Annotated in this window: 21 protein-coding genes and 2 tRNA genes; 10 read left to right on the top strand and 13 right to left on the bottom strand. The window is 65.5% G+C overall.

Annotated elements, in window-relative coordinates; translation table 11 throughout:
- Positions 1 to 132: 132 nt before the first annotated feature.
- The 3 genes from V6R86_RS08245 (at position 133) to V6R86_RS08235 (ending at position 2,388) form a co-directional block, all read left to right on the top strand.
- The gene (locus V6R86_RS08245) at positions 133 to 1,362 is read left to right on the top strand and encodes an AAA family ATPase (RefSeq protein ID WP_338503611.1); all 1,230 of its coding nucleotides are present in this window, start codon (positions 133 to 135) and stop codon (positions 1,360 to 1,362) included.
- Positions 1,362 to 2,003, top strand: a complete 642-nt coding sequence (locus V6R86_RS08240) for a hypothetical protein (RefSeq protein ID WP_338503609.1) — start codon at positions 1,362 to 1,364, stop codon at positions 2,001 to 2,003. The genes V6R86_RS08245 and V6R86_RS08240 overlap by 1 nt, the downstream gene beginning before the upstream one ends.
- Before the next feature lie 115 nt (positions 2,004 to 2,118).
- Positions 2,119 to 2,388 (top strand): DUF5654 family protein, encoded by a 270-nt coding sequence (locus V6R86_RS08235; RefSeq protein WP_338503606.1) that lies wholly within the window; start codon positions 2,119 to 2,121, stop codon positions 2,386 to 2,388.
- Between the two features lie 9 nt (positions 2,389 to 2,397).
- Here V6R86_RS08235 and V6R86_RS08230 read toward each other — a convergent pair whose 3' ends face one another.
- Positions 2,398 to 3,141 (bottom strand): DUF2726 domain-containing protein, encoded by a 744-nt coding sequence (locus V6R86_RS08230; RefSeq protein WP_338503604.1) that lies wholly within the window; start codon positions 3,139 to 3,141, stop codon positions 2,398 to 2,400.
- Positions 3,142 to 3,368: 227 nt separating this feature from the next.
- On the opposite strand from V6R86_RS08230, the gene V6R86_RS08225 reads away from it, so the two are divergent.
- The gene (locus V6R86_RS08225; protein WP_338503602.1) at positions 3,369 to 4,454 is read left to right on the top strand and encodes a hypothetical protein; all 1,086 of its coding nucleotides are present in this window, start codon (positions 3,369 to 3,371) and stop codon (positions 4,452 to 4,454) included.
- A gap of 100 nt (positions 4,455 to 4,554) precedes the next feature.
- On the opposite strand, the gene V6R86_RS08220 is transcribed toward V6R86_RS08225, so the two are convergent.
- A tRNA-Arg gene (locus V6R86_RS08220) sits at positions 4,555 to 4,631 on the bottom strand.
- An 80-nt stretch (positions 4,632 to 4,711) separates the two neighbouring features.
- On the opposite strand from V6R86_RS08220, the gene V6R86_RS08215 reads away from it, so the two are divergent.
- Positions 4,712 to 5,215: a hypothetical protein gene (locus V6R86_RS08215; protein ID WP_338503600.1), complete on the top strand. Its 504-nt coding sequence runs from the start codon at positions 4,712 to 4,714 to the stop codon at positions 5,213 to 5,215.
- Here V6R86_RS08215 and V6R86_RS08210 read toward each other — a convergent pair.
- From V6R86_RS08210 to hemB, 3 genes are read right to left on the bottom strand one after another with little or no spacing between them, the layout of a single operon-like run.
- On the bottom strand, positions 5,194 to 5,772 hold the full coding sequence (locus V6R86_RS08210; protein ID WP_338503598.1) for a GNAT family N-acetyltransferase: 579 nt from the start codon (positions 5,770 to 5,772) through the stop codon (positions 5,194 to 5,196). The genes V6R86_RS08215 and V6R86_RS08210 overlap by 22 nt on opposite strands.
- On the bottom strand, positions 5,769 to 7,967 hold the full coding sequence (locus V6R86_RS08205) for a fused MFS/spermidine synthase (protein ID WP_338503596.1): 2,199 nt from the start codon (positions 7,965 to 7,967) through the stop codon (positions 5,769 to 5,771). The genes V6R86_RS08210 and V6R86_RS08205 overlap by 4 nt, the downstream gene beginning before the upstream one ends.
- A 54-nt stretch (positions 7,968 to 8,021) precedes the next feature.
- A complete protein-coding gene (hemB, locus tag V6R86_RS08200; RefSeq protein ID WP_338503595.1) occupies positions 8,022 to 9,014 on the bottom strand; it encodes a porphobilinogen synthase in 993 nt (330 codons plus the stop codon).
- 48 nt (positions 9,015 to 9,062) lie between these two features.
- Between hemB and V6R86_RS08195 the strand changes: the two genes are divergently transcribed.
- Positions 9,063 to 9,953 carry a diacylglycerol/lipid kinase family protein gene (locus V6R86_RS08195; protein WP_338503593.1) on the top strand — a complete coding sequence of 297 codons (891 nt, stop codon included), beginning with the start codon at positions 9,063 to 9,065 and terminating at the stop codon, positions 9,951 to 9,953.
- Here the strand turns inward: V6R86_RS08195 and V6R86_RS08190 are convergent.
- Entirely contained in the window at positions 9,910 to 11,349 is a 1,440-nt protein-coding gene (locus V6R86_RS08190) for an MATE family efflux transporter (RefSeq protein ID WP_338503591.1), read from the bottom strand. The genes V6R86_RS08195 and V6R86_RS08190 overlap by 44 nt on opposite strands.
- Before the next feature lie 299 nt (positions 11,350 to 11,648).
- On the opposite strand from V6R86_RS08190, the gene V6R86_RS08185 reads away from it, so the two are divergent.
- Positions 11,649 to 11,900, top strand: a complete 252-nt coding sequence (locus tag V6R86_RS08185) for a DUF6894 family protein (RefSeq protein ID WP_338503589.1) — start codon at positions 11,649 to 11,651, stop codon at positions 11,898 to 11,900.
- A gap of 42 nt (positions 11,901 to 11,942) precedes the next feature.
- Here V6R86_RS08185 and V6R86_RS08180 read toward each other — a convergent pair whose 3' ends face one another.
- The 5 genes from V6R86_RS08180 to V6R86_RS08160 form a co-directional block, all read right to left on the bottom strand.
- Positions 11,943 to 14,573 (bottom strand): valine--tRNA ligase, encoded by a 2,631-nt coding sequence (locus V6R86_RS08180; RefSeq protein WP_338503587.1) that lies wholly within the window; start codon positions 14,571 to 14,573, stop codon positions 11,943 to 11,945.
- 66 nt (positions 14,574 to 14,639) lie between these two features.
- Positions 14,640 to 16,703, bottom strand: a complete 2,064-nt coding sequence (locus V6R86_RS08175; protein ID WP_338505455.1) for a S9 family peptidase — start codon at positions 16,701 to 16,703, stop codon at positions 14,640 to 14,642.
- A 46-nt stretch (positions 16,704 to 16,749) separates the two neighbouring features.
- Positions 16,750 to 17,190 (bottom strand): DUF2497 domain-containing protein, encoded by a 441-nt coding sequence (locus V6R86_RS08170; protein WP_338503585.1) that lies wholly within the window; start codon positions 17,188 to 17,190, stop codon positions 16,750 to 16,752.
- Between the two features lie 15 nt (positions 17,191 to 17,205).
- Positions 17,206 to 18,684: a TolC family outer membrane protein gene (locus V6R86_RS08165; RefSeq protein ID WP_338503583.1), complete on the bottom strand. Its 1,479-nt coding sequence runs from the start codon at positions 18,682 to 18,684 to the stop codon at positions 17,206 to 17,208.
- Between the two features lie 20 nt (positions 18,685 to 18,704).
- Positions 18,705 to 19,337, bottom strand: coding sequence for a protein-L-isoaspartate O-methyltransferase (locus tag V6R86_RS08160; protein ID WP_338503581.1), 633 nt, complete (start codon positions 19,335 to 19,337; stop codon positions 18,705 to 18,707).
- Positions 19,338 to 19,575: 238 nt separating this feature from the next.
- Here V6R86_RS08160 and V6R86_RS08155 point away from each other — a divergent pair, with 238 nt between their 5' ends.
- Both V6R86_RS08155 and V6R86_RS08150 read left to right on the top strand, forming a co-directional pair.
- A complete protein-coding gene (locus V6R86_RS08155; RefSeq protein WP_338503578.1) occupies positions 19,576 to 22,467 on the top strand; it encodes a M16 family metallopeptidase in 2,892 nt (963 codons plus the stop codon).
- A 41-nt stretch (positions 22,468 to 22,508) separates the two neighbouring features.
- Positions 22,509 to 22,582: transfer RNA gene (locus V6R86_RS08150), tRNA-Cys, on the top strand.
- Positions 22,583 to 22,776: 194 nt separating this feature from the next.
- Here V6R86_RS08150 and V6R86_RS08145 read toward each other — a convergent pair.
- Both V6R86_RS08145 and V6R86_RS08140 read right to left on the bottom strand, forming a co-directional pair.
- Positions 22,777 to 22,956, bottom strand: a complete 180-nt coding sequence (locus V6R86_RS08145) for a hypothetical protein (protein ID WP_338503576.1) — start codon at positions 22,954 to 22,956, stop codon at positions 22,777 to 22,779.
- An 18-nt stretch (positions 22,957 to 22,974) separates the two neighbouring features.
- On the bottom strand, positions 22,975 to 23,157 hold the full coding sequence (locus tag V6R86_RS08140) for a response regulator (RefSeq protein WP_338503574.1): 183 nt from the start codon (positions 23,155 to 23,157) through the stop codon (positions 22,975 to 22,977).
- Between the two features lie 174 nt (positions 23,158 to 23,331).
- Between V6R86_RS08140 and V6R86_RS08135 the strand changes: the two genes are divergently transcribed.
- Complete coding sequence (locus tag V6R86_RS08135; protein WP_338503572.1) at positions 23,332 to 23,553, top strand: hypothetical protein; 222 nt, start codon at positions 23,332 to 23,334, stop codon at positions 23,551 to 23,553.

Genomic DNA, 23,553 nt, shown 5'->3' with positions numbered 1-23,553 from the left:
CGCTAATCACGCTATGAGCATCTCCCTAGCCCCAGACTCGTTGCGCTTGCCCCTGTTTTGAGCTTGTGCATTTCAGTCTAGTTTGCGGCTTGTGGGTAGGTATGCCGCACAAATAACCAGGTGAAAACTCTCGTGCTCCGTGAATTCAGGATCAAGAACTACAAATCCATCGAAGAGCTGACCTTACAGCTTGGTCGGTTCAATGTGTTCATCGGAGAGAACGGCGCAGGCAAGAGTAACATCTTAGAGGCTTTGGCACTAACTGGTGCAGCAGATGCTGGGAAGTTAGATAATGAGTTTCTTGCCTCACGAGGAATTCGGGTCACGTCACCGCAGCTGATGCGATCAGCTTTTGACGGAACCAACGAGAACCGACCCATTGTCACTACGCTACGGACTCACGACGGCGCCACTTTCTCATACACGCTTAGCAATGACAACAAGCCTTACTCAAGTTGGACTAGTCACGTTAATATCACGCCGGGCCGCTCCAAGGAAGTTCTTGGTAGTTTCTCGAGAATGTTTGAGACTTATATGTCCAAACTTCCCGCCGAAGAGAGGATTTCGTTTGCCAAAGAGCTCTCCGAGCAATTGCGAACAGCTGTAGAAATTCTAGAGAATTCTGACGGAAGACAACCTGATAAAGATTTTACCCCCGTACGTATCCCATTGAGAGAGGATTTCCGGTTCGATCTGAGAAGCACTTCTACATCAATCGCGGATTTCGTTATCTATTCGCCTGAAAACTCGGCTTTGCGCGAGTTTCAAAAAGAGGGGCAGATTGAGCCTCTCGGCGTGAATGGAGAAGGTCTTCTTAAGCTTCTGCAGGTCTTGCAGACCGAGCAGCCAAAGTCTTTTAAGGCAATACGCGACGCCCTTCGTATGTTGAGCTGGTTCGACGATCTTACCGTCGTTTATGATGGAAGCCGAGCCGACTTGAGCATCGTTGACTGCTTTATCGATAGCCAGATTCGCTCGATTGATCAAAGGAGTGCTAATGAGGGCTTCTTGTATGTGGCCTTCTACTTCGCTCTGTTGTCTACTGATCTAACGCCTAAGGTGTTTGCCGTGGATAATATAGATGCTTCACTTAATCCTAAACTGTGTGAACAAATGACGAAAAAGCTCGCGTCCTTAGCCAAGCGTAATCGCAAGCAGGTCATATTGACCACTCACAATCCAGCCGTACTCGATGGTTTAGACTTGAATGACTCTCAGCAGAGGTTGTTTATCGTCAGTCGCGATCTGAAGGGACGGACCAAGGTAAGAAGATTTCAGAAATCGATGCCCGAGGGATTTCCAACCCGATTGTCGGAACTATTCCTACGTGGTACAATTGGCGGATTGCCGAAGAGTTTCTAATGCCCACGTTCGCGATAATTAGTGAAGGCATAACAGATCAAATTGTCCTTGATGCGATAGTACAAGGGTCTTGTGCCGATAAATATTCAGACGATGTGAGCGTGAACTTTCTTCAGCCAATTCGCGACGCGACTGACACGAATACCGCTGCTCATGGCGGATGGGAATTAGTGTTCGAGTACTGTAATCTACGGATGCTTGATGCAGTTTCTACGAATGATTATGTGATCATACACGTTGATACCGATTGCGGCGATCATGAGCGCTTTGGGTTAGCCCTTACTGAAGGTGGGGCGGATCGTCCAACTGCTGAGTTGGTAGAGGACGCAAAAACGATCCTTCGGAGCAAGATCGATCCCGCAATACTCGCCGAACATGCGCACAAGTTGATCTTTGCGATCGCCGTACATTCTACGGAGTGCTGGCTTCTTCTGTTACTTTTTGACGTACGGCGCACTAAGGGTTGCGCTGAAAGGCTGAACAGAGAACTAAATCGGAAATCTGGCTTTCGACTTTCCAAAGACGCCCGATCATACATGAAGGCAAGTCGTCTTTTAAAAAAGCGCAGGCTGTCTGAGGATTTCGGAGAAGCTGAAAGTCTCACTATATTCCTCCAAGACCTAAAGAACGTTGCGGCTTGACCTTCAATTGCTCGCCCGATACGCCGATGATAGTCTTCGACGACAACTCGGATCCAAGAAGCTATCGTAGCCGTTAGGGGTCCTCAAGAAGCTTCTTCGGATTCACAGTCACTCGTTGCTTTGCTCTCGCAGGGATGTCGATATACACGCGCCCCACGCAGATTTCGGCCTCGCCTCCGCCTCACTCGGGTTGGTCGCGGCGCTGGAGTGGAATGAGGTGATCAAGGCGACGCTCGCCTACCTTGGCCTCGGGGACAGCCTCGCCGGCCTCTACACCTATGCGATCATCGCCACCGTCAGCGCCGTCGCGGTGCTGGTTTGGCTCGGCAAGCTCGCCGCCCGCGTTGGCGGGGATGCGGCGTTCAGTCGTGAAGCGAAGGGCTGAGCGTCCCGCTCAGCTCTGCCCCGCGCTCTGCCTCACCCCAAACGTCCGCTCCACCCCGGCCCCCGCCATCACCCGCGCCACCACCTGTGCAAGCTCCGCCGGGCCGTCGCCCGCGAACACCTCGCCATAGCCGACGCCCGCCCGCCGCAGCGCTTCCTTCTTGACCGCGTCGCGGGCGGCCGCCGCGCCCTGGTGGTGCCCCTGCCCCTGATATTCGATCGCCATCCGCGGGCGCTGATCGGCGTCGACCAGCAGGGAATCGACCCGCTTGGCGTTGATCGTGTTGAACGCCTCGACCGTGCCGCCGTCCAGAACTTCGCCCAGGCTCACCTGCGTCCACACCCGCCAGCCCGGCTCCAGCTTGGCGACGATCGGTTCCAGCGCCGCCAGCACCTTTTCCTCGCCCTTGTTGAGCAGGCGCTTGGGGCGAAATTCGGACGCCATGACGATCCGCAATTGCTCGGCGGCATCGGGCACGCCCCGCGCGATCGGCGGCGCCGGCTCGGCCGATCCGAGCCCCTGCGCCCCCGGCCACGGCCCGCGCCATCCCGGCGGCGCGCCTTTGCGCGGGCGCTGGTTCCACTCGCCCTTTGGGCGCCATTTGCCGCGACCGCGCCGCTTCTTCGTCCCGAAGGCGCGATTGAGCGCGGCAAAGGCCGCCACACTGACAACGGCAAACACGACCAGCGGAACGAGATGCGGAATGGCTTGGCCGGCACCTGACGCCAGCATGTCCATGTAGGGATTGCTCATACGCCCTCCTGCCACGGCAAGGTTATGCAAAAGTTGATCGGGAGCAAGAAGAAGGGACCGTCACGGGAGTGAATCCCGTGACGTCAGACGGGTTCGGCGGTGCCGACCCGCTGGCCGGCCGGCTTCGCGGCTCTTCGCACTGCTTCCCGGTTGCTCGCGCAACCGCTCAGCTGCGCTCGGCGCTGCGCGGCTTGACTAGTAGGATCCCAACTGCCCTACCCTGGTCGATGGACAAGCACTGCATCGACCGCCTCTTCGACCCCACCTTCAACAGCTGCGAAAGCGAGGAGGAGTTCGCCCTCGCCTTTGCGATCCAGGGCCGGCTCGCCGACCTGCTTAAGAAGGGCGGCGCCCACCGCGGTCCGCAGCCGCGCGATCGCCACACCAATCTGCGCCGCCAAGCCGCCGAGCGCGATGCCGACCAGCGGCTGCGCGATCAGCATGAGCGCCGCGCCGAGGCGGTGCACGTGTTCGAGGACGACGACGATCCCGCCCTCGACCACGTCCGCGCCGAGGTTCCCGCCGACGTCCGCATCGACGGCTGGACCGCCAACCGCCGCATCCTCTTTCTCGAGCTGCTGGAGGAACGCGGCAGCATCCTCGCCGCCGCCCGCGCGGTCGGCATGTCGCGCCGCTCGGTCTATCGCCTGCTCCCCCGCGCCCCCGCCTTCGCCGCCGCCTTCGAAGCTGCGATGAGCCGGGTCGCCGCGACGCTCGCCGACACCCTGTTCGACCGCGCGCTCCACGGCCACGAGGTGCCCGTCATGCACGGCGGCGACGTGGTCGCCACCCGCACTGTCCACCACGACATGCTCGGCCTGCATCTCCTGCGCATGCGCGATCCGCTCAACTACGCTTCGCCCGGCGAAGGCGAACGCTGGCTTGCCGGCTCCGGCCTCAAGCCGATCGCGCAAATGCCCTCCCGCCCCGCGCTTCCCGAGCCCGCGCAGACCCCCGCCACCGGTGACCTTTGTGACCTTGTTCAGGAAACGCCCGACCACGAACCTTCTTCCTCATCCCGGACTCCGACCCAGGATCCCGCTTCTTCCTCCTCGCCCCCGCCAGACCAGGCGAACACCCCCTCACACCGGCGGCAACACCGTCAGCCGCGCCGAGCGCCCGCCGCAGCGCGAACAGCGCAGCCGCCGCTCGGCGGCCTCCAGCGGGCAGGATCCGAAGGCGGTGACCGCCTCGGGCCCGCTCATCGTCCGCGCCGAGGCGCAGTCCAGGCAGTCGAGCCTGATGCTCGCCCTGAACCGCACGAGGTCCCCCATCACCCGGATATGCTTGGCCGACATGAGTCGGACCTGTAGCGCGGTGAGAACGTAACGGGAACAGATGCGGCGGCGGAAAGCTGTGGATAGCGCCGCAAACGAAAAAGGGCCCACCTCGCGGTGAGCCCTTTGGTGGCAATGGCGCGCCCGGAACGATTCGAACGTCCGACCCTCAGATTCGTAGTCTGATGCTCTATCCAGCTGAGCTACGGGCGCCTGCCGAGGGCGGCATCTAGGGGCAGGTCGCCTGGAGCGCAACCCCTTGTTGCAGGGTTTCGCGCTGGTACAGGAAAGCGATGCGCCGCTTCACTCCCGCCCTCGCTTTGTCGCTGTTGCTGCTGGGCGGCTGCGCCTCGGTCACCGACGCCCCTTCGCTCGCCCGCCGCCCGGCCGAAGCGATCGATCCGCGGCTGCCCATCGTCGACGTGTCCGCCGCCCTCCCCGCCGATCCCGCGCTCGCCGCCGCGCTCCGCCGCGTCGCCGGCCCGGCCTTCGCGCAAGCGTCCGCCGTCGACGCCGCCATCGCCCGCGCCGACGCGCTTGCCGGCTCGGCCGGGACACCCGGCAGCGAAAGCTGGATTTCGGCGCAGCAGGCGCTCTCGGCCGCGGTCGCCGCGCAAGCTCCCGTCACTCGCGCGATGGGCGATTTCGACGCCGCCGTCTCCGACCGCATCCGCTCCGGTGCGCGCCTCGTGCCGCAGGACTTGGCGGCGGTCCGCGCCATCGCCGCCGACCTCGCCGCTCTCGACCGCCGCCAGCGCGCGGCGCTCGCCGCGGTTCAGGCCAAGCTCGCGCGCTGAGCCGCCCATTCCTCGCGGGTGATGCCGAACGTCACCTGCGGATTCGGCGGCGCGTGCGCCGGGAAGCGCGCGTCGATATAATCATGCTGCGGCCAGTGCCGCATCCCGAGCCGCTTCATCAGCGTCTGGCTCGGCGCGTTCCCCGCGGCTGTAAAGGCGATCACCCGCGCCGCGCCGAACCGATCGAAGGCCAGGTCGAGCGACGTGGCTGCCGCCTCGCGGGCATAACCTTGCCCCCACGCATCCTCGCGCAGCCGCCACCCGATCTCCACCTCGCCGTGGAGCGGCTCGGCACCCGGCGCATTGGCACGCTTCAGCCCGCAGAAGCCGAGCAGCGCGTCTTCCTCGTGCCGCTCCACCGCCCAGAAGGTGAAGCCATAGTCGCGCTGATAAGCATCGAGCCGCGCCCGCGCCGCCGCCATCTGCTCGGGCGAAAACACCCCGCCCAGCCAGCGCATCACCGCGGGCGTGTTGGTCAGTGCGACGAAGGCCTCCCAGCGCGGATCGTCCCACGTGCGCAGGCGAAGCCGGGCGGTTTGGGCGACGACTTCGCTCACCAAGGCTTGGCCACCACCGGCAGAATCGAAGCGTGGTCGTCGGTCCAGTGGACTCGGCGGCCAAGCGGGAGGTTGACCCACAGGCCGGGCTCGGTCGCGCGCACCCGGGCGAGGGTCGCCGGGTCGCTCGACAAAGCGGTCCAGGTCGATTCGTAGCCGCGCAGCAAGGGTTCTCCGGCCGCGGAGGCGAGCACCCCCGCCATGCCCACGCTCTCGCCGCCGGTGCGGACCACCGGGCGCAGTTCGAGGTGGCGGTTCGAAATGTGGATCATCAGCACCCCGCCCGGCCGAAGCACACGCTTGTAGATCGCGAAGGCCTCCTTGGTCAGGAGATGCATCGGGATCGCGTCGGACGAGAAAGCATCGATGACGAGGATGTCGAAGCTGGCGGGCGCGGTCTCGCCGAGCTTCAGGCGCGCGTCGCCGATCACCACCCGCGCGGTGGGCAAACAATCGCGCAGAAAATGGAAACCCGGCCCACGCGCGATATCGATCACCGTTGGATCGATCTCGAACAACGTCCAGCTTTGGCCCGGGCGCGAATAGCAGCCAAGCGTGCCGAGCCCGACGCCCACCACGCCGACCCGCGCGTTCGGACCGGCGATCGCCGGAAGCTGCGACATGACACGGCCGACGCCCGAGCCTTGCCAATAATAGCTGGTCGGCGTCCTTTCGCGTTCGGGCGTGCCGAGCAGTTGGACCCCATGCGTGGTCGTGCCGTGGATCAGCATCCGCTGCCCGACATAATCGTCGCTGACGCGGTAGACGCCGAAATAGCTGCGGGTCATCTGCCCCGTCAGGCTGTCGTGAAGTTGCTTGAGCCCGCCACCGGCAAGCATCACCGTCGCCAGTGCGAGGACGAACAGCCAGGCACGGCCAAGCGCGAAGGTCGCCATCCCGGCGGCGACTGAGGAGAGCAGCGCCAGCACGGCATATTTGCCCATCATGGCGGCAAGAAACGAGCCGATCAGCATGATGAGAATGAGGAGCAGGAGAACGCGCCCAGCCCGCTCGCCGCGCATCAGGTCGGCGATCGCGGGCAGCGGCTGGCGCGCGCCAAGCAGGAATGCGGCGGCGAGTATCAGCAGCGGATGCTCGTAGGTCCAGTCGAACAGCAGCGGCGCGAATAGCGCGCAGATCAATCCGCCGATAACCCCGCCGACCGACATGGCGAGATAGAAGAGCGTGAGGTTCTGCGGCTCGGGGCGCTGGTCGTACAGCCGCGCGTGAAGGGCGCAGGCGCTGAGGAACATGGCGAGGATCGCGGTCAACACGACCAGCGGCAGCATCGCGCCCGACATGACGAAGAGCATGGCTGCGGCAAGGATCAGCGCGAAGGGCGCCGCAGCAGTGCAGATGTTGGCGGCCCTACGCCGTTCGGAAAAGGCGATGGTGAAGCTGAGAAGATAGAGGCCAAGCGGCACGACCCACAGCAGCGGCATCGGCGCGACATCGGTGGTGAGATGCAGCGTCGTCGACAGCATCAGGCCGGACGGCACGGCCGCGATCAGCGCCCAGCGGATGAAGGTGCTTGCCCTGACCCGCGGCGCGTCGGACCGGGCGGGCGGAGCATGATCCTTACGCAGGAGCGGCAGCCCACAGCCCGCTACCAGCAGTAGCATGATGCCATAGCCCCACGACCACCACAGGCTGTTCTCGGCGACCCCGACCATCGGCTCGAGCAGCAAGGGATAAGCGACAAGTCCGCAGAAGCTACCGAGGTTCGAGGCGACATAGAGCGGGTAAGGATTGAGGCCGCCGACCGCCAGCCAGCGCTGGAGCAGTGGCGCTTGTGCCGAGATCGCGAAGAACAGGGGCCCGACCGAGATCAGCAGCAGCCACGGCACCCACAGAAAGGGCTCGGCGCTGGAGGGCGGACTTCCAGCCGCGAGCGACAGCGGAAGGGTCAGTCCGGCGAGCAGCAGCACCGCAAGGTGGACGCCGACCTGAATGCGGGTCCCGAAGCGGCCGAGGAAATGCGCATAAGCATAACCCGCTAGCAGCAGCCCCTGATAAACCAGCATCGCCGAATTCCACACCGCCGGTGCACCGCCCAGCCGCGGCAGTGCCATGCGGGCCAGCATGGGCTGCACCAGGAACAGCAGAAACGAGCCGGTGAAGATGCCAAGCGTGAACAGCCAGCGCGGCGCGAAGGAGGCGGCGGGCGCGGGTGCCGGAGGAGCGAGACTGGCCATTGTTTCTCCAGGTGAGCGATGCCGTTTCGTTAGCCGCTCATGGTTACGAGCGGCTTAGCCCGCGATAAGCCGTGCGGCGTCGAGGGCATGATAGGTCAGGATGCCGCTGGCGCCGGCGCGCTTAAAGGCGAGCAAGGTTTCGAGGATTAGCGCGTCGCGGTCCCCTGCCCCGGCCGCGGCAGCATGCTCGATCATCGCATATTCGCCGCTCACCTGGTAGGCGAAGGTCGGCACTTCGAAGCGTTTGCGGACGGCGGCGAGCACGTCGAGATACGGCATGCCGGGCTTCACCATCACCATGTCGGCGCCCTCGGCGATGTCGAGCGCGACCTCGCGCAGTGCTTCGGCGGCATTGGCCGGATCCATCTGATAACCGCGCTTGTCGCCCTTCAGGCGGCCGCCCGATCCCACCGCATCGCGGAACGGGCCGTAAAAGGCCGAGGCATATTTGGCGGCGTAGGCCATAATGGCGGTATCGCATTTGCCGGCCTGCTCCAGTGCCGTGCGGATCGCCCCGACGCGGCCGTCCATCATGTCGGAGGGCGCCACGATGTCGGCCCCTGCTTCGGCCTGAACCAGCGCCTGTTGAACCAGCACCGCACTAGTCAGGTCGTTCAACACACAGCCGCGTTCGTCGATCAGGCCGTCATGGCCATGCTCGGTATACGGATCGAGTGCGACATCGGTCAGCACGCCGATTTCTGGACAGGCGTCCTTCACCGCCTTCACCGCGCGGCAGATCAGATTATCGGGGTTGAGCGCTTCTTCCGCGCCGACGGTGCGCAGAGGACCCGGCGTATTGGGGAAAAGGGCCACGCACGGAATGCCCGCCGCATGAGCCTCCCTGGCGCGCGCGCCGATTTTGTCGACCGTCCAGCGGCTGACGCCCGGCAGCGCCGCGATCGGTTCTTCGCAGCCTTGCCCGTCGCAGATGAACAGAGGGAGGATGAAATCGCTCGGATGCAGGCGATGTTCGGCCAGCATGGCGCGAATCCAGGGGGCCGAGCGGCCGCGGCGCATGCGGAGCGCGGGAAAAGCTGCAGTCATGACCTGCTCTATACGGCACCCTATGGCTGTTCCAAGCATTGTGCCGCCATGAGTGACGATACGCTTCCGAAACAGGCCGTCCTGGTCGTCAATGCCATGAGCCGGTCCGGCGGCGATGCGTTCGAGGATGCGAAGCGGCTGCTGGAGGAGCGCGGTGTCGAATTGCTTGGCGCCCATGCCATCACCGACCCCGAACAGATGCGGCCTACCGTGGTGGCGGCGCTTGCCGACAAGGCCCCGATGATCATTGTCGGAGGCGGCGACGGATCCTTGTCCAAGGCCATCGACGACTTCCTCGGGACCGACACGGTGTTCGCGTTGCTGCCGCTCGGCACCGCCAACAGCTTTGCCAAGACGCTGGGGATCGGGACCGATCTGGAAGCCGCGGTCGAGACCATCGCCACCGGCAAGAAACTAAGGATCGATCTCGGCGCCATCGACGGCGATTATTTCGCCAATGCTGCGGCGATGGGACTGTCGCCGCTGATCGCCGAAACGGTGCCCCACAAGCTCAAGCGCACGCTGGGCATGCTCGGCTACATGATCTGGGCGGTGCGGGTTGCTTTCAAGTTCCGGCCCTTCCGGCTTCGCATCACCGAAGGCGGGCGGGTCCACAAGGTCTGGGCGACCGAAGCGCGGATCGCCAACGGAACGCACCACGGCGGCATCGAGCTGGTCGAAAGCGCCGACCTGCAATCGGGTGAGATCGTGGTGCAAGCGGTGACCGGCAAGAGCCTCGTCCACCTCGCCTGGAGCTGGCTTGCGACCTTGTTCAAGCTCAAGTCGCGCGACCAGAATGTGACCGAGTATCGCGGTCGGGAAATCCGTATCGAGGCGCGGCCGCGGCAGAAGATTTCGATCGACGGGGAACTGAGCGCCAAGACCCCGGTCACCGTCACGGTTGCGCGGGCTGCGGTATGGGTCGCGGCGCCCCGTTGACCGCCATGCGAGACTGTTTCCACCGGCCTGAGCGGAAATAGAGCACCGCCAGCACGAGGTTCGTCAGCGTGCTAGCCGGGAAGCTCCACCACAAGGCGTCGGCCCCGAGCCAGTCGCGACCGAGCCAGGCAAAGCCGATCCGCACCGGTAGCAGGCCGACCGCGAGAATGATCAGCGGTGCGATCACTGCGCCATTGGCCCGGACGGTTCCGAAGATAACGAGCGTGACCCCGAACAGGAGGAAGCTCCAGGTCGCGATCCACTGGATGTGGATGGCGATCGGCAGCGCCGGGCTGTCCATCCCGAGGAACAGGCCAAGCGCGGGCCGTTCGAACAGCAGGAACAGAGCGATCATGGCGCCGGTGATCGCCAGCACCTGTATGATCGCGATGCCGGTAATCTTGCCGACCCGATCCCATTGGCCCGCGCCGATGTTCTGCGCTGTCATCGCGCTGACCGCGGCGCCGAAGGCCATCGCGGGTATCTGGATATAGGTCCACAATTGCATGGTGACGCCATAAGCGGCAGCGGTGTGCACCCCTTCGGCATTGACGAGGCCGATGAGCAGGAGGCTGGACAGCGAGATGACGATCATCTGCAGGCCCATCGGGAAGCCTTTCACCACGATGGTCTTGAGCCGTTCGCCCGACGGGCGGAGATAGGCGAGCTCGGCCCCGCGCAGGCGGAGCGGCAGGTCTTTCCAATAGATAAACGCGAACAGCCCGGCGAGCGCGGTCCAGTTGGCGATGCTGGTCGCCACCGCCGATCCGGCGATACCCATCTGCGGAAACGGGCCGATACCTGAAATGAAAAAGGGATTGAGCCCACTGTCGAGCAGCACCGCCATCCCCATAAACCACAAAGGTGTCAGGCTGTCGCCGGTCCCGCGCAGGGCCATCATGGTGCTGACCATCAGGATCGCCGGGGGCAGCGCGACGAAGATGATGCGCAGGTAGGCGTCGGCCAGCGGCACCGCTTCGGCCGGGGTGCCGAGCAGGGAAAGGATGTTCGGGCTGAGGAACCAGCCGCCGACTGCGACGACCACGGCCAAGAGGCTGAAGAAGCCAAGCGCGGTGCCGAACGAGCGGCGGGCGGCGTCGATGTCGCGGCGACCGAAGGCCTGGGCGATCAGGATCGAGCTTGCCATCGAAAAGCCGAAGGTGAAGGCGCTGGCGAGGAACATCACCATATTGGCATTGGCGGTCGCGGCCAGCGCATCCTCGCCGATCAGCCGCCCGACCCAGGCCGAATTGATCGAGCCGTTCAGCGACTGAAGGATCGAGGAACCGAGCGTCGGTAGCGCGAAGCTGATCAGCGTGGTGCCGATCGGGCCACTGGTCAGGTCGCGCTGGCCGGGTCGAGCGGGCGAGGCGGTCGGGCGGTCGGCGTCAGCCATCAAGGCCGGTCGCGGCGGAAAAAGCCATAGGGTCCACTTCGTCCACTTCGCCGGGAAAGGCGGCTGAGAGGGTCAGATCATCGTGAACGCGCTGACGGGCAAATCGCACCAAATGCGCTTATCCCATTTGGTTATTTTCGTCAAGATTGCGGCTTTGGCGCGACGCCCCGGGTTTTTCGCCACGATCAGCCTCACGAGGCGGAACGTCGGGTAGGCAACATAGTTGAATGAGCATCGCCGGGATAGCCGGCGACTGAGAGACTGAGTGGTGCTCTCCATTTTCAAAACCGGGCCAAGCCATGTCGCGTTTTTTCTTTCATCTCAGCACAAGCCACAACATTCCGGATAATGAAGGCGTCGAACTCGACAGCCTGGAAGACGCCCGGTGTTATGCGGTGCGAATGATTGCCGAGGTGCTGTGCACCGCACCCCAGCGCTATTGGGAAGCCGAAACCTACCGGGTGACCACCGCCGACGAGCGCGGGCTGACATTGTTTACGGTGGAAGTCGTTTCCACCGACGCCGCCGCGATCGGAACTCGCCGCTCCTAGGAGCAGAAGGGCAGGACCACCTTCGGCCCTGCCCTTTTTCCATCAACCGAGCCGGGCCAGGGCAGCACGAAGCCGCTCGGCCTCGGCGCTGCGGGCCTCGTGATCGGCGCGGGCCTTGGCAACGGCTTCGGGCTTGGCGCGCTCGGCAAAGGCCGGGTTGCCGAGCCGCGCACCGAGGCTGTCGCGGTCCTTTTCCGCCGCTTCCGCGGCCTTGGCGAGGCGGGCGCGTTCGGCGTCGAGATCGATGGCGTCACCGAGCGGGAAGGCCACGGTCGCGCCACCGACGACGATCTGCGCCGAGCCGGCCGGCGGCGCATCCGCGGCTACGGCGGGGCCGACCTTGCCCATGCGGGTCAGCGTCGCGCCTTCCTGTGCGATGAGGTCGAGCATGGCGCTGCTCCCCTCGCCTGCCAGCACGTGCGGCACCAGCGTCGCGGTCCACGGCACGTTCAATTCGGCGCGGAGGGTCCGAATACCCTCGATGAAGGCGATAATCGCCTCGACCTTGGCTTTCGCCTCAGCGTCGCCCGAGGCCTGCGGCGCCGGCCATTGCGCGACGATCAGGTCGTAGGGGCGTGCCCCCATGCCGTGCCACAATTCTTCGGTGAGGAAGGGCATGAACGGGTGGAGCATGACCAGGATCTGGTCGAACGCCCAGCCGGCGACGGCGCGGGTTTCCTCGTCAAAGCCGCCCTTCACCAGCTCGACATACCAGTCGCAGAAAGTGCCCCAGGTGAAGTGATAGATGGCGTCGGCCATTCCGTCGAAGCGAAGCTCGTCGAAGGCGCGGTTGAGACGGGTGAGCGTCTCGACCACCTCGCCGATGATCCAACGATTGACCGGCTTGGTCGCTTGCGGCGCGGCGATCGACTGCGACGGGCCGACCCCGTTCATCTGCAGGAAGCGAGCGGCGTTCCACAGCTTGGTCGCGAAGTTGCGATAGCCCTCGACGCGCTTCTCCTCCAATTTGATGTCGCGGCCCTGGCTTTCCATCGCCGCCATGGTGAAGCGGAGGGCGTCGGCGCCATATTTGTCGATGAGGCCGAGCGGATCGACGGTGTTGCCCTTGGACTTGGACATCTTCTGGCCCTGGGCGTCGCGCACCAAGCCATGGAGATAGAGGATGCGCCACGGCACCTCGTCCATGAACTCGAGTCCCTGCATCGCCATGCGGGCATCCCAGAAGAACAGGATGTCGAAGCCGGATATCAAGACATCGTTGGGGTAGTGGCGGGCAAGGTCCTCGGTCTGCTCGGGCCAGCCGAGCGTCGCGAAGGGCCACAGCGCCGAGCTGAACCAGGTATCTAGAACGTCTTCGTCCTGCGTCAGCGGGCGGTCGTCGCCGGCCTGAGCTTGCGCTTCCTCGGCGCTTAGTGCGACGAAGGCGTTGCCGTCGGCATCGTACCAGGCGGGAATACGGTGGCCCCACCACAATTGTCGCGAGACGCACCACGGCTGGATGCCTTCGAGCCAGTTGAACCAGGTCTTGGACCAAGTCTCCGGCACGACCTTGATCGCGCCGCTCTTGGTCGCCTCGACCACGCGCTCGGCGAGCGGCTTCACGTCGACATACCATTGGTCGGTCAACCACGGCTCGATCACCACGCCCGAGCGGTCGCCGAGCGGGGTGGCGATCGTGCGGTCCTCGACCTTGACCAGCGCGCCGGCCGCGTCGAGCAATTCGACGACGCGCTTGCGGGCCTCGAACCGCTCGAGGCCGAGGAGGTCGGCGGGGATCAGGCCGTCGGCGGTCTGGCAGATGTTGGCCGCCGCATCGAGCATGTTGAGCATCTCTGCCGGCTTGAACCCGGCGCGCTTGCCGACCTCGAAGTCGTTGAAATCGTGGCCGGGCGTCACCTTGACCGCGCCCGACCCAAGCTCGGGATCGGCATGTTCGTCAGCGACGATCGGGATCAGGCGGCCGGTGATCGGCAGCTTGATCTGCTTCCCGACGTGCCCCGTATAGCGCGCGTCCTCGGGATGCACCGCGACCGCCATATCGGCCAGCATGGTTTCGGGCCGGGTGGTGGCGACCTCGATATGGCCGCTGCCGTCGGCGAGCGGATAGCGCAGGGTCCAGAATTTGCCGGCCTGGTCGCGGGTCTCGACCTCGAGGTCGGAAATGGCGGTCTGGAACTTGGGATCCCAGTTCACCAGGCGCTTGTCGCGGTAGATGCGGCCGCGCTTGTGCAGCTCGACAAAAGTGTGGAGGACGGCCTTCGAGAAGCCTTCGTCCATGGTGAAGCGCTCGTTGGCCCAATCGCACGAGGCGCCGAGGCGGCGAAGCTGGCGGGTGATCTGACCGCCGCTTTCGTGCTTCCATTCCCACACCTTGTCGACGAACTGGTCGCGGGTGAAATCGGTGCGCTTCTGTTGGTGAGCGTTCAGTTGCCGCTCGACCACCATCTGCGTGGCGATGCCGGCGTGGTCGGTGCCGACCACCCACAACGCATCCTTGCCCTGCATCCGGGCGCGGCGGACGAGGATGTCCTGCAGCGTGTTGTCGAGCGCGTGACCGATATGCAGGCTGCCCGTGACGTTGGGCGGCGGCATGACGATGGTGAAGGGCTCGGCCTCGGGGCGCGCCGGGCGGAACGCGCCGCTTTCTTCCCAATGCTGATACCAGCGGGTTTCGATCGGGCCGGGTTCGAAGGTCTTGGGGAGGTCGGTCATGGGGCGACCCGATAGCGGCCCTTGCCCGTCTCGTCATCCCGGGCTCGACCCGGGATGACGAAAGGCTCAGTTGCCGGCCGGCGCCGTCCCCTGCCCGCCGGTCCAGCGCTTCATCCAGCCTTCGACCTCACGGTACCATTGGATCGAATTCTGCGGCTTCAGCACCCAGTGGTTCTCGTCGGGGAAAACGACCAGCTTGGACGGGATGTCGCGGCGCTGGAGGGCGGTGAAGGCGGCGATCCCTTGCGTGTAGGGGATGCGATAATCCTTCTCGCCGGTGATCACGAGCATCGGGGTCTTCCATTTGGCGACGTGGTTGACCGGGTTCCAGCGTTCGAAGGCGGCCGGGTCTTCGTAATAGGTCTTGCCGCCATGCTCCCACTCGTCGAACCATAGCTCCTCGGTCTCGTAGGCCATGGCGCGGGCGTCGAACACGCCGTCGTGTTGGACGAGGCACTTGAAGCGATCGGGCCATTGGCCGGCGATCCAGTTCATCATGTAGCCGCCGTAGCTGGCGCCCAATGCGCAGGCGTTGTCGGCCTGGAGCTGCTTGTCCTGCGCTGTGGCGTAGGCGAGGCCGAGCTGAAGGTCCTGCAGCGGCTTGCCGCCCCAGTCGTTGCGGATGCTGTCCGTAAAGGCCTGGCCGTAGCCGGTGGAGCCGTGAAAATCGATGCTGACGACGCCGAAGCCCGAGCCGAGATTGGCAAAAGCCCGCGGATTCCAGCGGTAGGACCAGCTGTTGCCGAAGCTGCCTTGCGGGCCGCCGTGGACGACAAAGGCGATCGGCAGCGAGGCGTTGGTGACCGGCTTGACCTTGATGCCCCAGACCTTGTCGCCGTTGGCGCCGGCGAAGCTGAAGCGGTCCACGGTGATCGGGTCGAGCTCGGCCAGCAGCGTCTTGTTGACGGCGGTCAGCTGGACCGGCTTCCCGCGGCCGCGGAGGAGATACAGGTCGTCGGGCGCCTGGATGCTGTTGGAGGTGTAGAGCACCGCGCCGCCCGGCAGCGCCTGGACGTTACCGGCGTTGCCTTCGCCAGTCAGGCGGGTGACCCGGCCGCTGGCGACATCCACTCGGAAGATGGGGTGCTCCAGCGTGTCGCCGGTGGTGACCAGGATCGAGCGATTGTCCGGCGCCCATTCGATCGAACCGACCGAGCGGTCCCAGCCTTGGGTCAGTGCGCGGACGCGGCCGGTGGCGAGGTCGCGCAGCATCAGCACCTGGCGGTCGGCTTCGTAGCCGGCGCGGGCCATCGAGACATAGGCCAGGGTGCGGCCGTCGGGCGAGACGGTCGGCAGCGTGTCGGTGCCGTCGTTGTCGGGGGTCAGGTTGGTCGGTTGGCCCGACCCATCGGCGGGCGCTGCGAACACGTCGAGGTTGGTCGAGGTCGGCTCGATCCGGCCCGCTTCACGCAGGGCGAAGAAGACCGTGCGGCCGTCGCGCGACCAGCTGATCTCCTCGCCCCCGCCGAAGGGCTTGGACGGCGTGTCGCCGACAAGCGCGCCGGTGACGCGGGTGCCGAAGCCCTGCAGTTTCCCGTCGGCGATGTCGAAGGTGTAGATGCGACTTTTGGTGCCGGGTTCGACCCAGGTATCCCAGTGGCGCACGAACAATTGGTCGTAAACCCGGCCCGAGCCCGGCTCCTTGGCGGCGAAGGTCGTGGCGGCACAGGCGAGGTCGGGGCAATCGCGCTGATCGGCCCAGACGAGGACTTTGCTGCCGTCGGGGCTCAATTTGAAGCCCGAGATGTCTGCGCCGAAGTCGCTCATCACCTGCGCGGGCTGCCCCATCACCATGCGGTGAAGCTGGTCGCGCTCGCCGACGGCTTTCAGGAAATACAGCGCGCCATCGGGCCCGAACACCGCATCATGCGCGCCCTCGGCGCTGGCGACCGGCTGCGGCGCGGCGCCGGTGCGGGTGAGGTCGAGGCTGTGGAGGACGTTGCTGCGCTTATTCGCCGCAAGATCGGTGGTCGACAGCGTGAACACCGCGGTTTTGCCATCGGGCGACACCTCGGGCGCGCCCATCCGGCGCATCATGTGCATGTCGGTAGCGGTCATCGGCCGGGCGGCGGCGACCGTGGGGGCGAGAACGGCGGCAGCGGCCGCCAGCAGGAGGGAGCGCTTGATCATGGCGCCGAGGGGTAGCAGCGCCGCGATGAACCGCAAGTGGCGGCGGTTACAGCCCCTGCCCGGTGATCCGGCCGATCTCACGCTTCACATGCTCATCGACGATGCCGGGCAAGTTCTGGTCAAGCCAGTCCTTGAGCATCGGGCGCAGCATGTCGCGAACCATCTGCTCGAGCGGATTGACCGCTGGCGGCGGGGGCGCAGCGGCGGCAGCTTCCTGCAGCGCGGCAAGGCGCAACCGGCTGGCTTCCGCCGCATCCTCGCTGACCAGCGGCGGTCCGAGATCGACCTCGGGGAGGCGCATCGTCTCGACCACCGGCTCGTCGAGTTCGAGCACTTCCTCGTCGGCCGGCTCTTCGGGGTCAGGCTCTGCCTCAATGGGCGGAAGCGGCGCGGCGACCGACACGGTGCTGCGCAGCTCCTTTTCCTCCGCGATCACTTTCTTGATCGAAGCGAGGATGTCTTCCATCGAGGGTTCGCGGCCAGCCATGACGACTAGCTACAATCAACGCGGCGGATTTGTCACCCCCGGCGCGGGCGGCCCGGCGACCGGCGCGGCGGGCTGCACCGCTAGTGGCTCTTCCGCCGCGGACACGGTGCGGGTCGAGCGGGGCACATAGCGCCCTTCGCTCTTCCAGTCGTTCCATTGCGACGCGGTGCGGCGATAGGCGCCGGTCGGATCGTACAGCGGCCCGCCGTCCAATCCGAGATCGTCGGCCTCGGCCTGACCCATTGCGTTCAGCAGCTGGAAGCCGGCGACATATTGGTCACGGCGCGCACTGACGAGCTGGACCTGTGCGTTGAGCAATTCCTGCTCGGCGTTGAGCACGTCGAGCACGGTGCGGGTGCCGACGCTGCGTTCGGCGCGGGCGCCTTCGAGCGCGAGCTTGGCGGAGGACACCGCGACCTCGTTGGAGGCGATCGCCTGGCGCGTCGCGACGACGCTGGCAAAGGCCGAACGGACCGACTGGACGATCAGCCGCTCGGTTTCGATGGTGCGCTCGAGAAGCTGGCCTTCAACCGCGCGGGCCTGCGCGATGCGCGCGCTCGGCAAGCCGCCCTGATAGATGGGGATACGGGTGTTGAGGCCAATGGTGGTCTGCGTTCCCGACCGCGGGATCCCCGCCGTGGCGCCGCCCACGGTGTTGACGTAATCGCCGCTCACCACCCCCGACACGGTCGGCAGACGATCGGCATTGGCGACCCGCACGTCGAGCCCGGCGGCCTCGGCCTGGCGGACCACGGCGATCACGTCGGGGTTTTCGACCAGGGCGATGCGGACGGCTTCGTCGGCGCTGGCGGGCAGCGGCGGCAGCGGCGGGGGCGAGGCGAGCTGGCCCGGCGCCTGGCCGACCACCTGGCGGTAAAAGGCTTCGCTCGACAGCAGGCGGCCCTGCGCCAGCGCGAGGCTGGAGCGGGCGAGCGACAGGCGGGCTTCGGACTGGGCGACGTCGGTGCGGGTCAGATCGCCGATCTGGAACCGGTCGTTGGTGGCGCGCAAATTGGTGCCGAGAACATCGACCTGATTGCGGTTCAATTCCACGATCGCGCGGTCGCGGATCACGTCCATGTAAGCCTGGACCGCCTGGACGAAGACGTCGCCTTCCACCGCACGGAGGGTGGCACGTCCGGCTTCGACGCGGGTGCGCGCCGCTTCGACCGAATTGCGCACGCGGCCGCCCTGGAACAACGGCAGGCTAAGATCGACGCCGCCCGAGACCACCGGTCCCTTGCCGCGCCCGGTGTTGAGCACGCCCGAGCGGGTGAGGTCGCGGTTGAGGCCGACGGTGGCGGCAACCTGTGGCCGGCCGGCGGCGCGGGCCACGGCGACCCCGGCATCATTGACGCGCAGCGCCTCGCGCTGACCGTTCAGGGTCGGGTTAGTCCGGTAGCTCGCCACCAGAGCCTCGCGCAAAGTGTCGGCCGCGGCGGGGGTGGCGAGAGCAAGCGCGACAAGCGCGGTGCAACTGAGAAGATGGCGCACGGGCAGCTTTCTTGTGATCATCAGAAGGTGAAGACGGCGGGCCGGGCAAAGCCGGGCAGCGGCGCCATCGAGGCGTCGGCGACGGCCTTGAGCCCGAAGCCATGAACCGAACGTGTCCCGACCATCAGCCGCGGAACGCCCTTTTCGACGAGGCAAGCGGCGAGCCGGCCGCCGGGCTTGAGCTGTTCGACGAGGGCGTCGGGGAGCTGTTCGATCTGCCCGTCGACGAGGATCAGGTCGAACGGGCCCGCGGCAGGCGCGCCCTCTTCGAGCGCGCCTGCGTGAACGGTGATGCCGGGCACCGTGCCAAGCTGGTCGAGCAGGGTGGGATCGTTTTCGACCGCGACGACATCGACGCCCATTTCGGCCAGCACGGCACTGCTGTAGCCGGTGCCGGCGCCGACCACGAGCGCGCGCTCGCCTTTGCGGCAGCGCATCTCTGTTAGCATCCGGCCCAGGCTGGCAGCGGGGCTGAGCATACGCCCACCCTCGAGCGGCACCATCCGGTCGATATAGGCGATCGCGGCCGACGCCTGCGGCACGAACGCCTCGCGCGGAACGGTGGCCATGGCCGCGACCACCAGCGGATCGGTCACCGCCTGGGGCCGAAGCTGGCTGTCGACCATTGCGCGGCGCGCCTGGGCAAAGTCCATCGGGTCCTCGTCGTCCTTTTCGAGCTGAAACGCTTTGAGTGTCTTATCGCACTATGACACCGTCTTTGGCAATGCCCATGTAACGATGGCCGCGCGTCCCGCCAAGCGACGGGGCCGCCGTTTATCGAACGGAGGCGCCAGAGGATCGAGCGGTAACCGGGAACCGCTTGGCAGGCGTGGACTGCTCGGCTCTAACTCCGGGGGCACCCAAGTGTTTGTGATTCGGGCAGGAGATGGCATGTTCTTGAAGCGCCGCGTGGCCGTTGCGGCTTCCCTCTTGCTGGCCGGCACCGCCCTCCTCGCCGCCCCGCCACCCTCTCCTGCCCGGTCGACCGTTGCGGCGTCGCCGTCGGGCTGGATGCAGGGAGAAGGACTTCGCGCCGATCCGGAGCTGAAGCTCGGCACCCTGCCCAACGGGATGCGCTACGCCATCCGCCGCAACAAGACGCCGCCGGGTGAAGCCTCGCTGCGGCTGCTGATCGACACCGGGTCGCTGAACGAAGCGAACGACCAGCGTGGGCTGGCGCATTTTCTCGAGCATATGGTCCTGAACGGAACCGAGAACGTCCCCGAAGGCGATTTCGTCAAGCGGCTGGAACGGGCCGGACTCAGGTTCGGGCCGGACACCAATGCCTCGACCGGCTTCGGGCAGACCGTCTTCAAGCTCGAGCTTCCGCAGGCGAGCAAGGCGACCCTGGATGAAGCCTTTTTCCTGCTGCGCGAAGTGGCCGGCAAGGCGACCATCGATGCCGGCGCGCTCGACCGCGAACGCGGCATCATCCTGTCGGAAGAGCGGGCACGGGCGACCCCGTCCTACCGCATGCTGGTGGATCAACTGGCCTGGCTTTATCCCGGTCAGAGGCTGGCCGAGCGGTTGCCGATCGGCACCACAGAGGTGATCCGAACCGCGCCGCGCCAGCGCCTGCTCGATTATTATCGCGCCTGGTACCGGCCCGAGCGGGCGACCATGATCATCGTCGGTGACGTGGATCCGGGCGACATCGAACGGCGCCTGCAAACGCAGTTCGGCGACTGGAAAGGCATCGGTCCTGCCGGAACGCCGGCCGATCAGGGCAAGCCGATGGTCCGGCCGCTGGACGCGCGATTGTTCATCGATCCGGCCTTTGCCGCCGCGCTGACCATGAACTGGGTCCGCCCGGCCGATCCGACGCCCGACAGTCTCGCCGACCGCACCCGCGATCTCGAAGAACAGATCGCAGCGACCATCCTCAACCGTCGGCTCGAGAAACTGGCGCAGAAGGACAATGCACCGCCTTTCGTTGCCGCCCGGCTTTCGATGTCGAACCTCGAGGAGACGGCCGACACCACCAGCCTGGCGGTGCAGGCGCGGCTGGGCGACTGGCGCGGCGCGTTGAATAGCATCGACCAGGAGCAACGGCGGCTTGTCCAGCATGGCGTGACCGACGACGAGGTCGAGCGCGAATTGGTCGGCGTGCGCGCGGCGCTGGAAGCGGGGGTTGCCTCGGCCGCCACCCGCGCCAATGCCTCGCTCGCCGACAGCGTGGTCGCCGCGGTCGGTAATGAGACGGTGGTGACCAGCCCGGCCGACCGCCTCGGCTTCTTCCAGCAGGTCGCGCCGACCATGACGGCGGCGCGGGTGAGCGCGGCGGCCAAGCGGCTGTTCACGGGCTCCGGACCCCTGCTCTATCTCAGCCTGCCGAGGGGCGGCGTCACAAAGGAAATGCTGCTCGCGGCTTATGAGAGCTCGCGCAAGGTCGCCGTGTCGCCGCCCGCCGTGCAAGCCAGGATCGCCTGGCCTTACGAGCGCTTCGGAACCCCCGGCACGGTCGCCGAGCGGCGCGAGTTCAAGGATATCGGCGTGACCCATGTCCGCTTTACCAACGGTGTGCGGCTGACGGTGCGGCCCAGCACGACGCGCAAGGAGCAGGTGCTGGTGAGCGTGCGCTTCGGCGACGGGCGGCTCGCCATGCCGAACGACCGGACAAGTCCGGAATGGGCCCTGCCCGGCGCCTTCACCTTCGGCGGCACCGGCAAGCTCGACGCCGACAGCGTCAGCCGTGCGCTGACCGGCAAGCTCGTCGGTGCGGGCTTCGGGATCGACGACGACCGCTTCGTGCTGTCCGGTGTGACCCGGCCGACGGACCTTTCGACCCAGATGCAGCTTCTCACAGCCTACATCAGCGATGCCGGCTGGCGCCCGCTCGGATGGGAGCGGCTGAAGGCGCAGGCGGCCTCGATCCACGATCGATTCGAAAGCTCGCCGGGTGGGGTCCTCAACCGCGACTTGGGATTGATCCTGCGTTCGGGCGACAAGCGCTGGCAGGTGCCGAGCCGGGCGGCGATGCGGGCGAGCAGCATCGGCGAAGCGCGGGCGCTGGTCGGCCCCGCGGCCGAGACCGGACGGATCGAGATCATCATGGTCGGCGACATCACCGCCGAGCGCGCCATTGCCGAGACCGCGGCGACCTTCGGCGCTCTTCCGGCGCGCGGTGCCAGCAATCCCGTCGCCGGCCCGATGACCTTCCCGCCGCCTCCCGCCGGCGGCCTCATCACCCTCACCCACAAGGGGCGCGACGATCAGGCGGTGGGATTCATCGCCTGGCCGACCACCGGCTATTCGCCCGAAACCCGCCGGCTGGCGCGGACCCTGACCTTGCTCGGCGCGGTGTACCAGCTTCGCCTGACGCAAGAGCTGCGCGAAAAGGAAGGCGTCAGCTATGCGCCGTCGGCCACCCACGGCGCCTCGTCGACCTGGACCCGCTACGGCTATCTCGCCGCGCAGGTCGAAGCACCGCCCGCCAGCCTGCCGCGCTTTTTCAGCGAAGCCCAGAAGATCGCCGACGACCTCGCCTCGCGCCCGATCGACGAGGACGAGCTGGTCCGCGCGCGCCGGCCGCTCCTGGCCTCGCTCACCCGCGCGATGGACGGCAACGGTTATTGGATGGGGGCGCTGGAAGACCTCGGCGAGGATCCCTTCACGCTGGAAAGCATCCGCACCCAGCGCTCCGACTTCGAAGCGGTTACGCCCGCCATGTTGCAGGCGGCCGCTCGTCAGTATCTGCTGGCCGGGAAAGCGGTTCGGATTCAGGTGGTGAAGGAGACACCGTCAAAGCCCGCGTCAGCCAAAACCGCGTCCGCAAAAGATTGACAGGCCAGCGGTGCCCCTGCTTAGGGGGCGGACCGCATCGAGGCCCGATGGCGGAGTGGTGACGCAGAGGACTGCAAATCCTTGCACGCCGGTTCGATTCCGGCTCGGGCCTCCATTTCTCTTATCGTGAATCTCAGACGAGCAGTCGCCGGGCTGGCTGTTTGCCGAGCACGGGGGTTTGACGGCTCTAGACCAATCGAAGCTGGGCGCTATTCGGAATGGCTGGCCGCTTCACAGATGACCCTGTCATCGAACGAGCGGATGCCGGAGCTCAGCGAAACGCGATGGCGCGGTTCGCAAGGACGCACGTCATGCGGTGGATTTGAGTTCGTGATGCGGAAGCACTGTTCGCAGTGCCCCTAGCATTTCGTCTCCGGTGACCGGCTTCTTGAGCACGCGCTCATCCGACACGCGGAACGAGATTTCGGAAGCATCGTAGGCGGTGACGAAAATGAACGGAATGCCTCGCTGACGGAGGATCTCGGCCACCGGTTCCGATGTCTTGCTTCACCCGAGATTGACGTCAAGGAACGCTGCATCGAACTTGTCAGTCCTGGCAATCTCGATCGCCTGTTCCTGATGCACCGCCGGCCCGACGACCTCGAAGCCGAGCCTCTCCAAGAGGTCCGCCATATCGAGCGCCACGATGGTGTCGTCCTCGACGATGAAAATCTCTTTGATGTCAGACATCAGTTGAGGAATCCCGATCCTCAAATGCTGGCAGGTCGAGGTGCCATGTCAAACCGTCCTCCGAATAGTCAACCGCGACCGTGCCCCGAGACGATTGGACCCACATGACCGTGGGCGACGCACGAACTTGCCACCAATGCGATCAAATACGGTGCGCTGAAGGTCATCAGCGGAGTGGTCGACATCGAATGGCGGCTGATGGGCGACGAGCTCGAATTCAGCTGGTCCGAAAGCGGTGGTCCGGCGGTGGTTCAGCCCACCCGGAAAGGGTTCGGAAGCCGCATCCTCAATCGATACGCCACAATTACCCTCTCCGGCACGCCGAGCGCGAGTTATGACGCCAGCGGTTTTGCCTATCGATTAGTGGTTCCTGTAAGGGCCCTACAAAACGACTAG

It is taken from the genome of Sphingomonas kaistensis, assembly GCF_036884275.1.
Lineage (GTDB): Bacteria > Pseudomonadota > Alphaproteobacteria > Sphingomonadales > Sphingomonadaceae > Sphingomicrobium > Sphingomicrobium kaistense_A.
The sequence above is the reverse complement of the archived record's forward strand: the minus strand, read 5'-3'. Positions and strand labels throughout refer to the sequence as shown.

Coding starts and splice junctions, on each gene's coding strand:
- V6R86_RS08155 (WP_338503578.1), top strand. CDS start 19,576: ATGTTCTTGAAGCGCCGCGTGGCCGTTGCGGCTTCCCTCTTGCTGGCC.
- V6R86_RS08180 (WP_338503587.1), bottom strand. CDS start 14,573: ATGACCGACCTCCCCAAGACCTTCGAACCCGGCCCGATCGAAACCCGC.
- V6R86_RS08140 (WP_338503574.1), bottom strand. CDS start 23,157: ATGTCTGACATCAAAGAGATTTTCATCGTCGAGGACGACACCATCGTG.
- V6R86_RS08185 (WP_338503589.1), top strand. CDS start 11,649: ATGTCGCGTTTTTTCTTTCATCTCAGCACAAGCCACAACATTCCGGAT.
- V6R86_RS08195 (WP_338503593.1), top strand. CDS start 9,063: ATGAGTGACGATACGCTTCCGAAACAGGCCGTCCTGGTCGTCAATGCC.
- V6R86_RS08190 (WP_338503591.1), bottom strand. CDS start 11,349: ATGGCTGACGCCGACCGCCCGACCGCCTCGCCCGCTCGACCCGGCCAG.
- V6R86_RS08160 (WP_338503581.1), bottom strand. CDS start 19,337: ATGGACTTTGCCCAGGCGCGCCGCGCAATGGTCGACAGCCAGCTTCGG.
- hemB (WP_338503595.1), bottom strand. CDS start 9,014: ATGACTGCAGCTTTTCCCGCGCTCCGCATGCGCCGCGGCCGCTCGGCC.
- V6R86_RS08175 (WP_338505455.1), bottom strand. CDS start 16,703: ATGATCAAGCGCTCCCTCCTGCTGGCGGCCGCTGCCGCCGTTCTCGCC.
- V6R86_RS08225 (WP_338503602.1), top strand. CDS start 3,369: ATGGACAAGCACTGCATCGACCGCCTCTTCGACCCCACCTTCAACAGC.
- V6R86_RS08240 (WP_338503609.1), top strand. CDS start 1,362: ATGCCCACGTTCGCGATAATTAGTGAAGGCATAACAGATCAAATTGTC.
- V6R86_RS08170 (WP_338503585.1), bottom strand. CDS start 17,190: ATGGCTGGCCGCGAACCCTCGATGGAAGACATCCTCGCTTCGATCAAG.
- V6R86_RS08230 (WP_338503604.1), bottom strand. CDS start 3,141: ATGAGCAATCCCTACATGGACATGCTGGCGTCAGGTGCCGGCCAAGCC.
- V6R86_RS08215 (WP_338503600.1), top strand. CDS start 4,712: ATGCGCCGCTTCACTCCCGCCCTCGCTTTGTCGCTGTTGCTGCTGGGC.
- V6R86_RS08205 (WP_338503596.1), bottom strand. CDS start 7,967: ATGGCCAGTCTCGCTCCTCCGGCACCCGCGCCCGCCGCCTCCTTCGCG.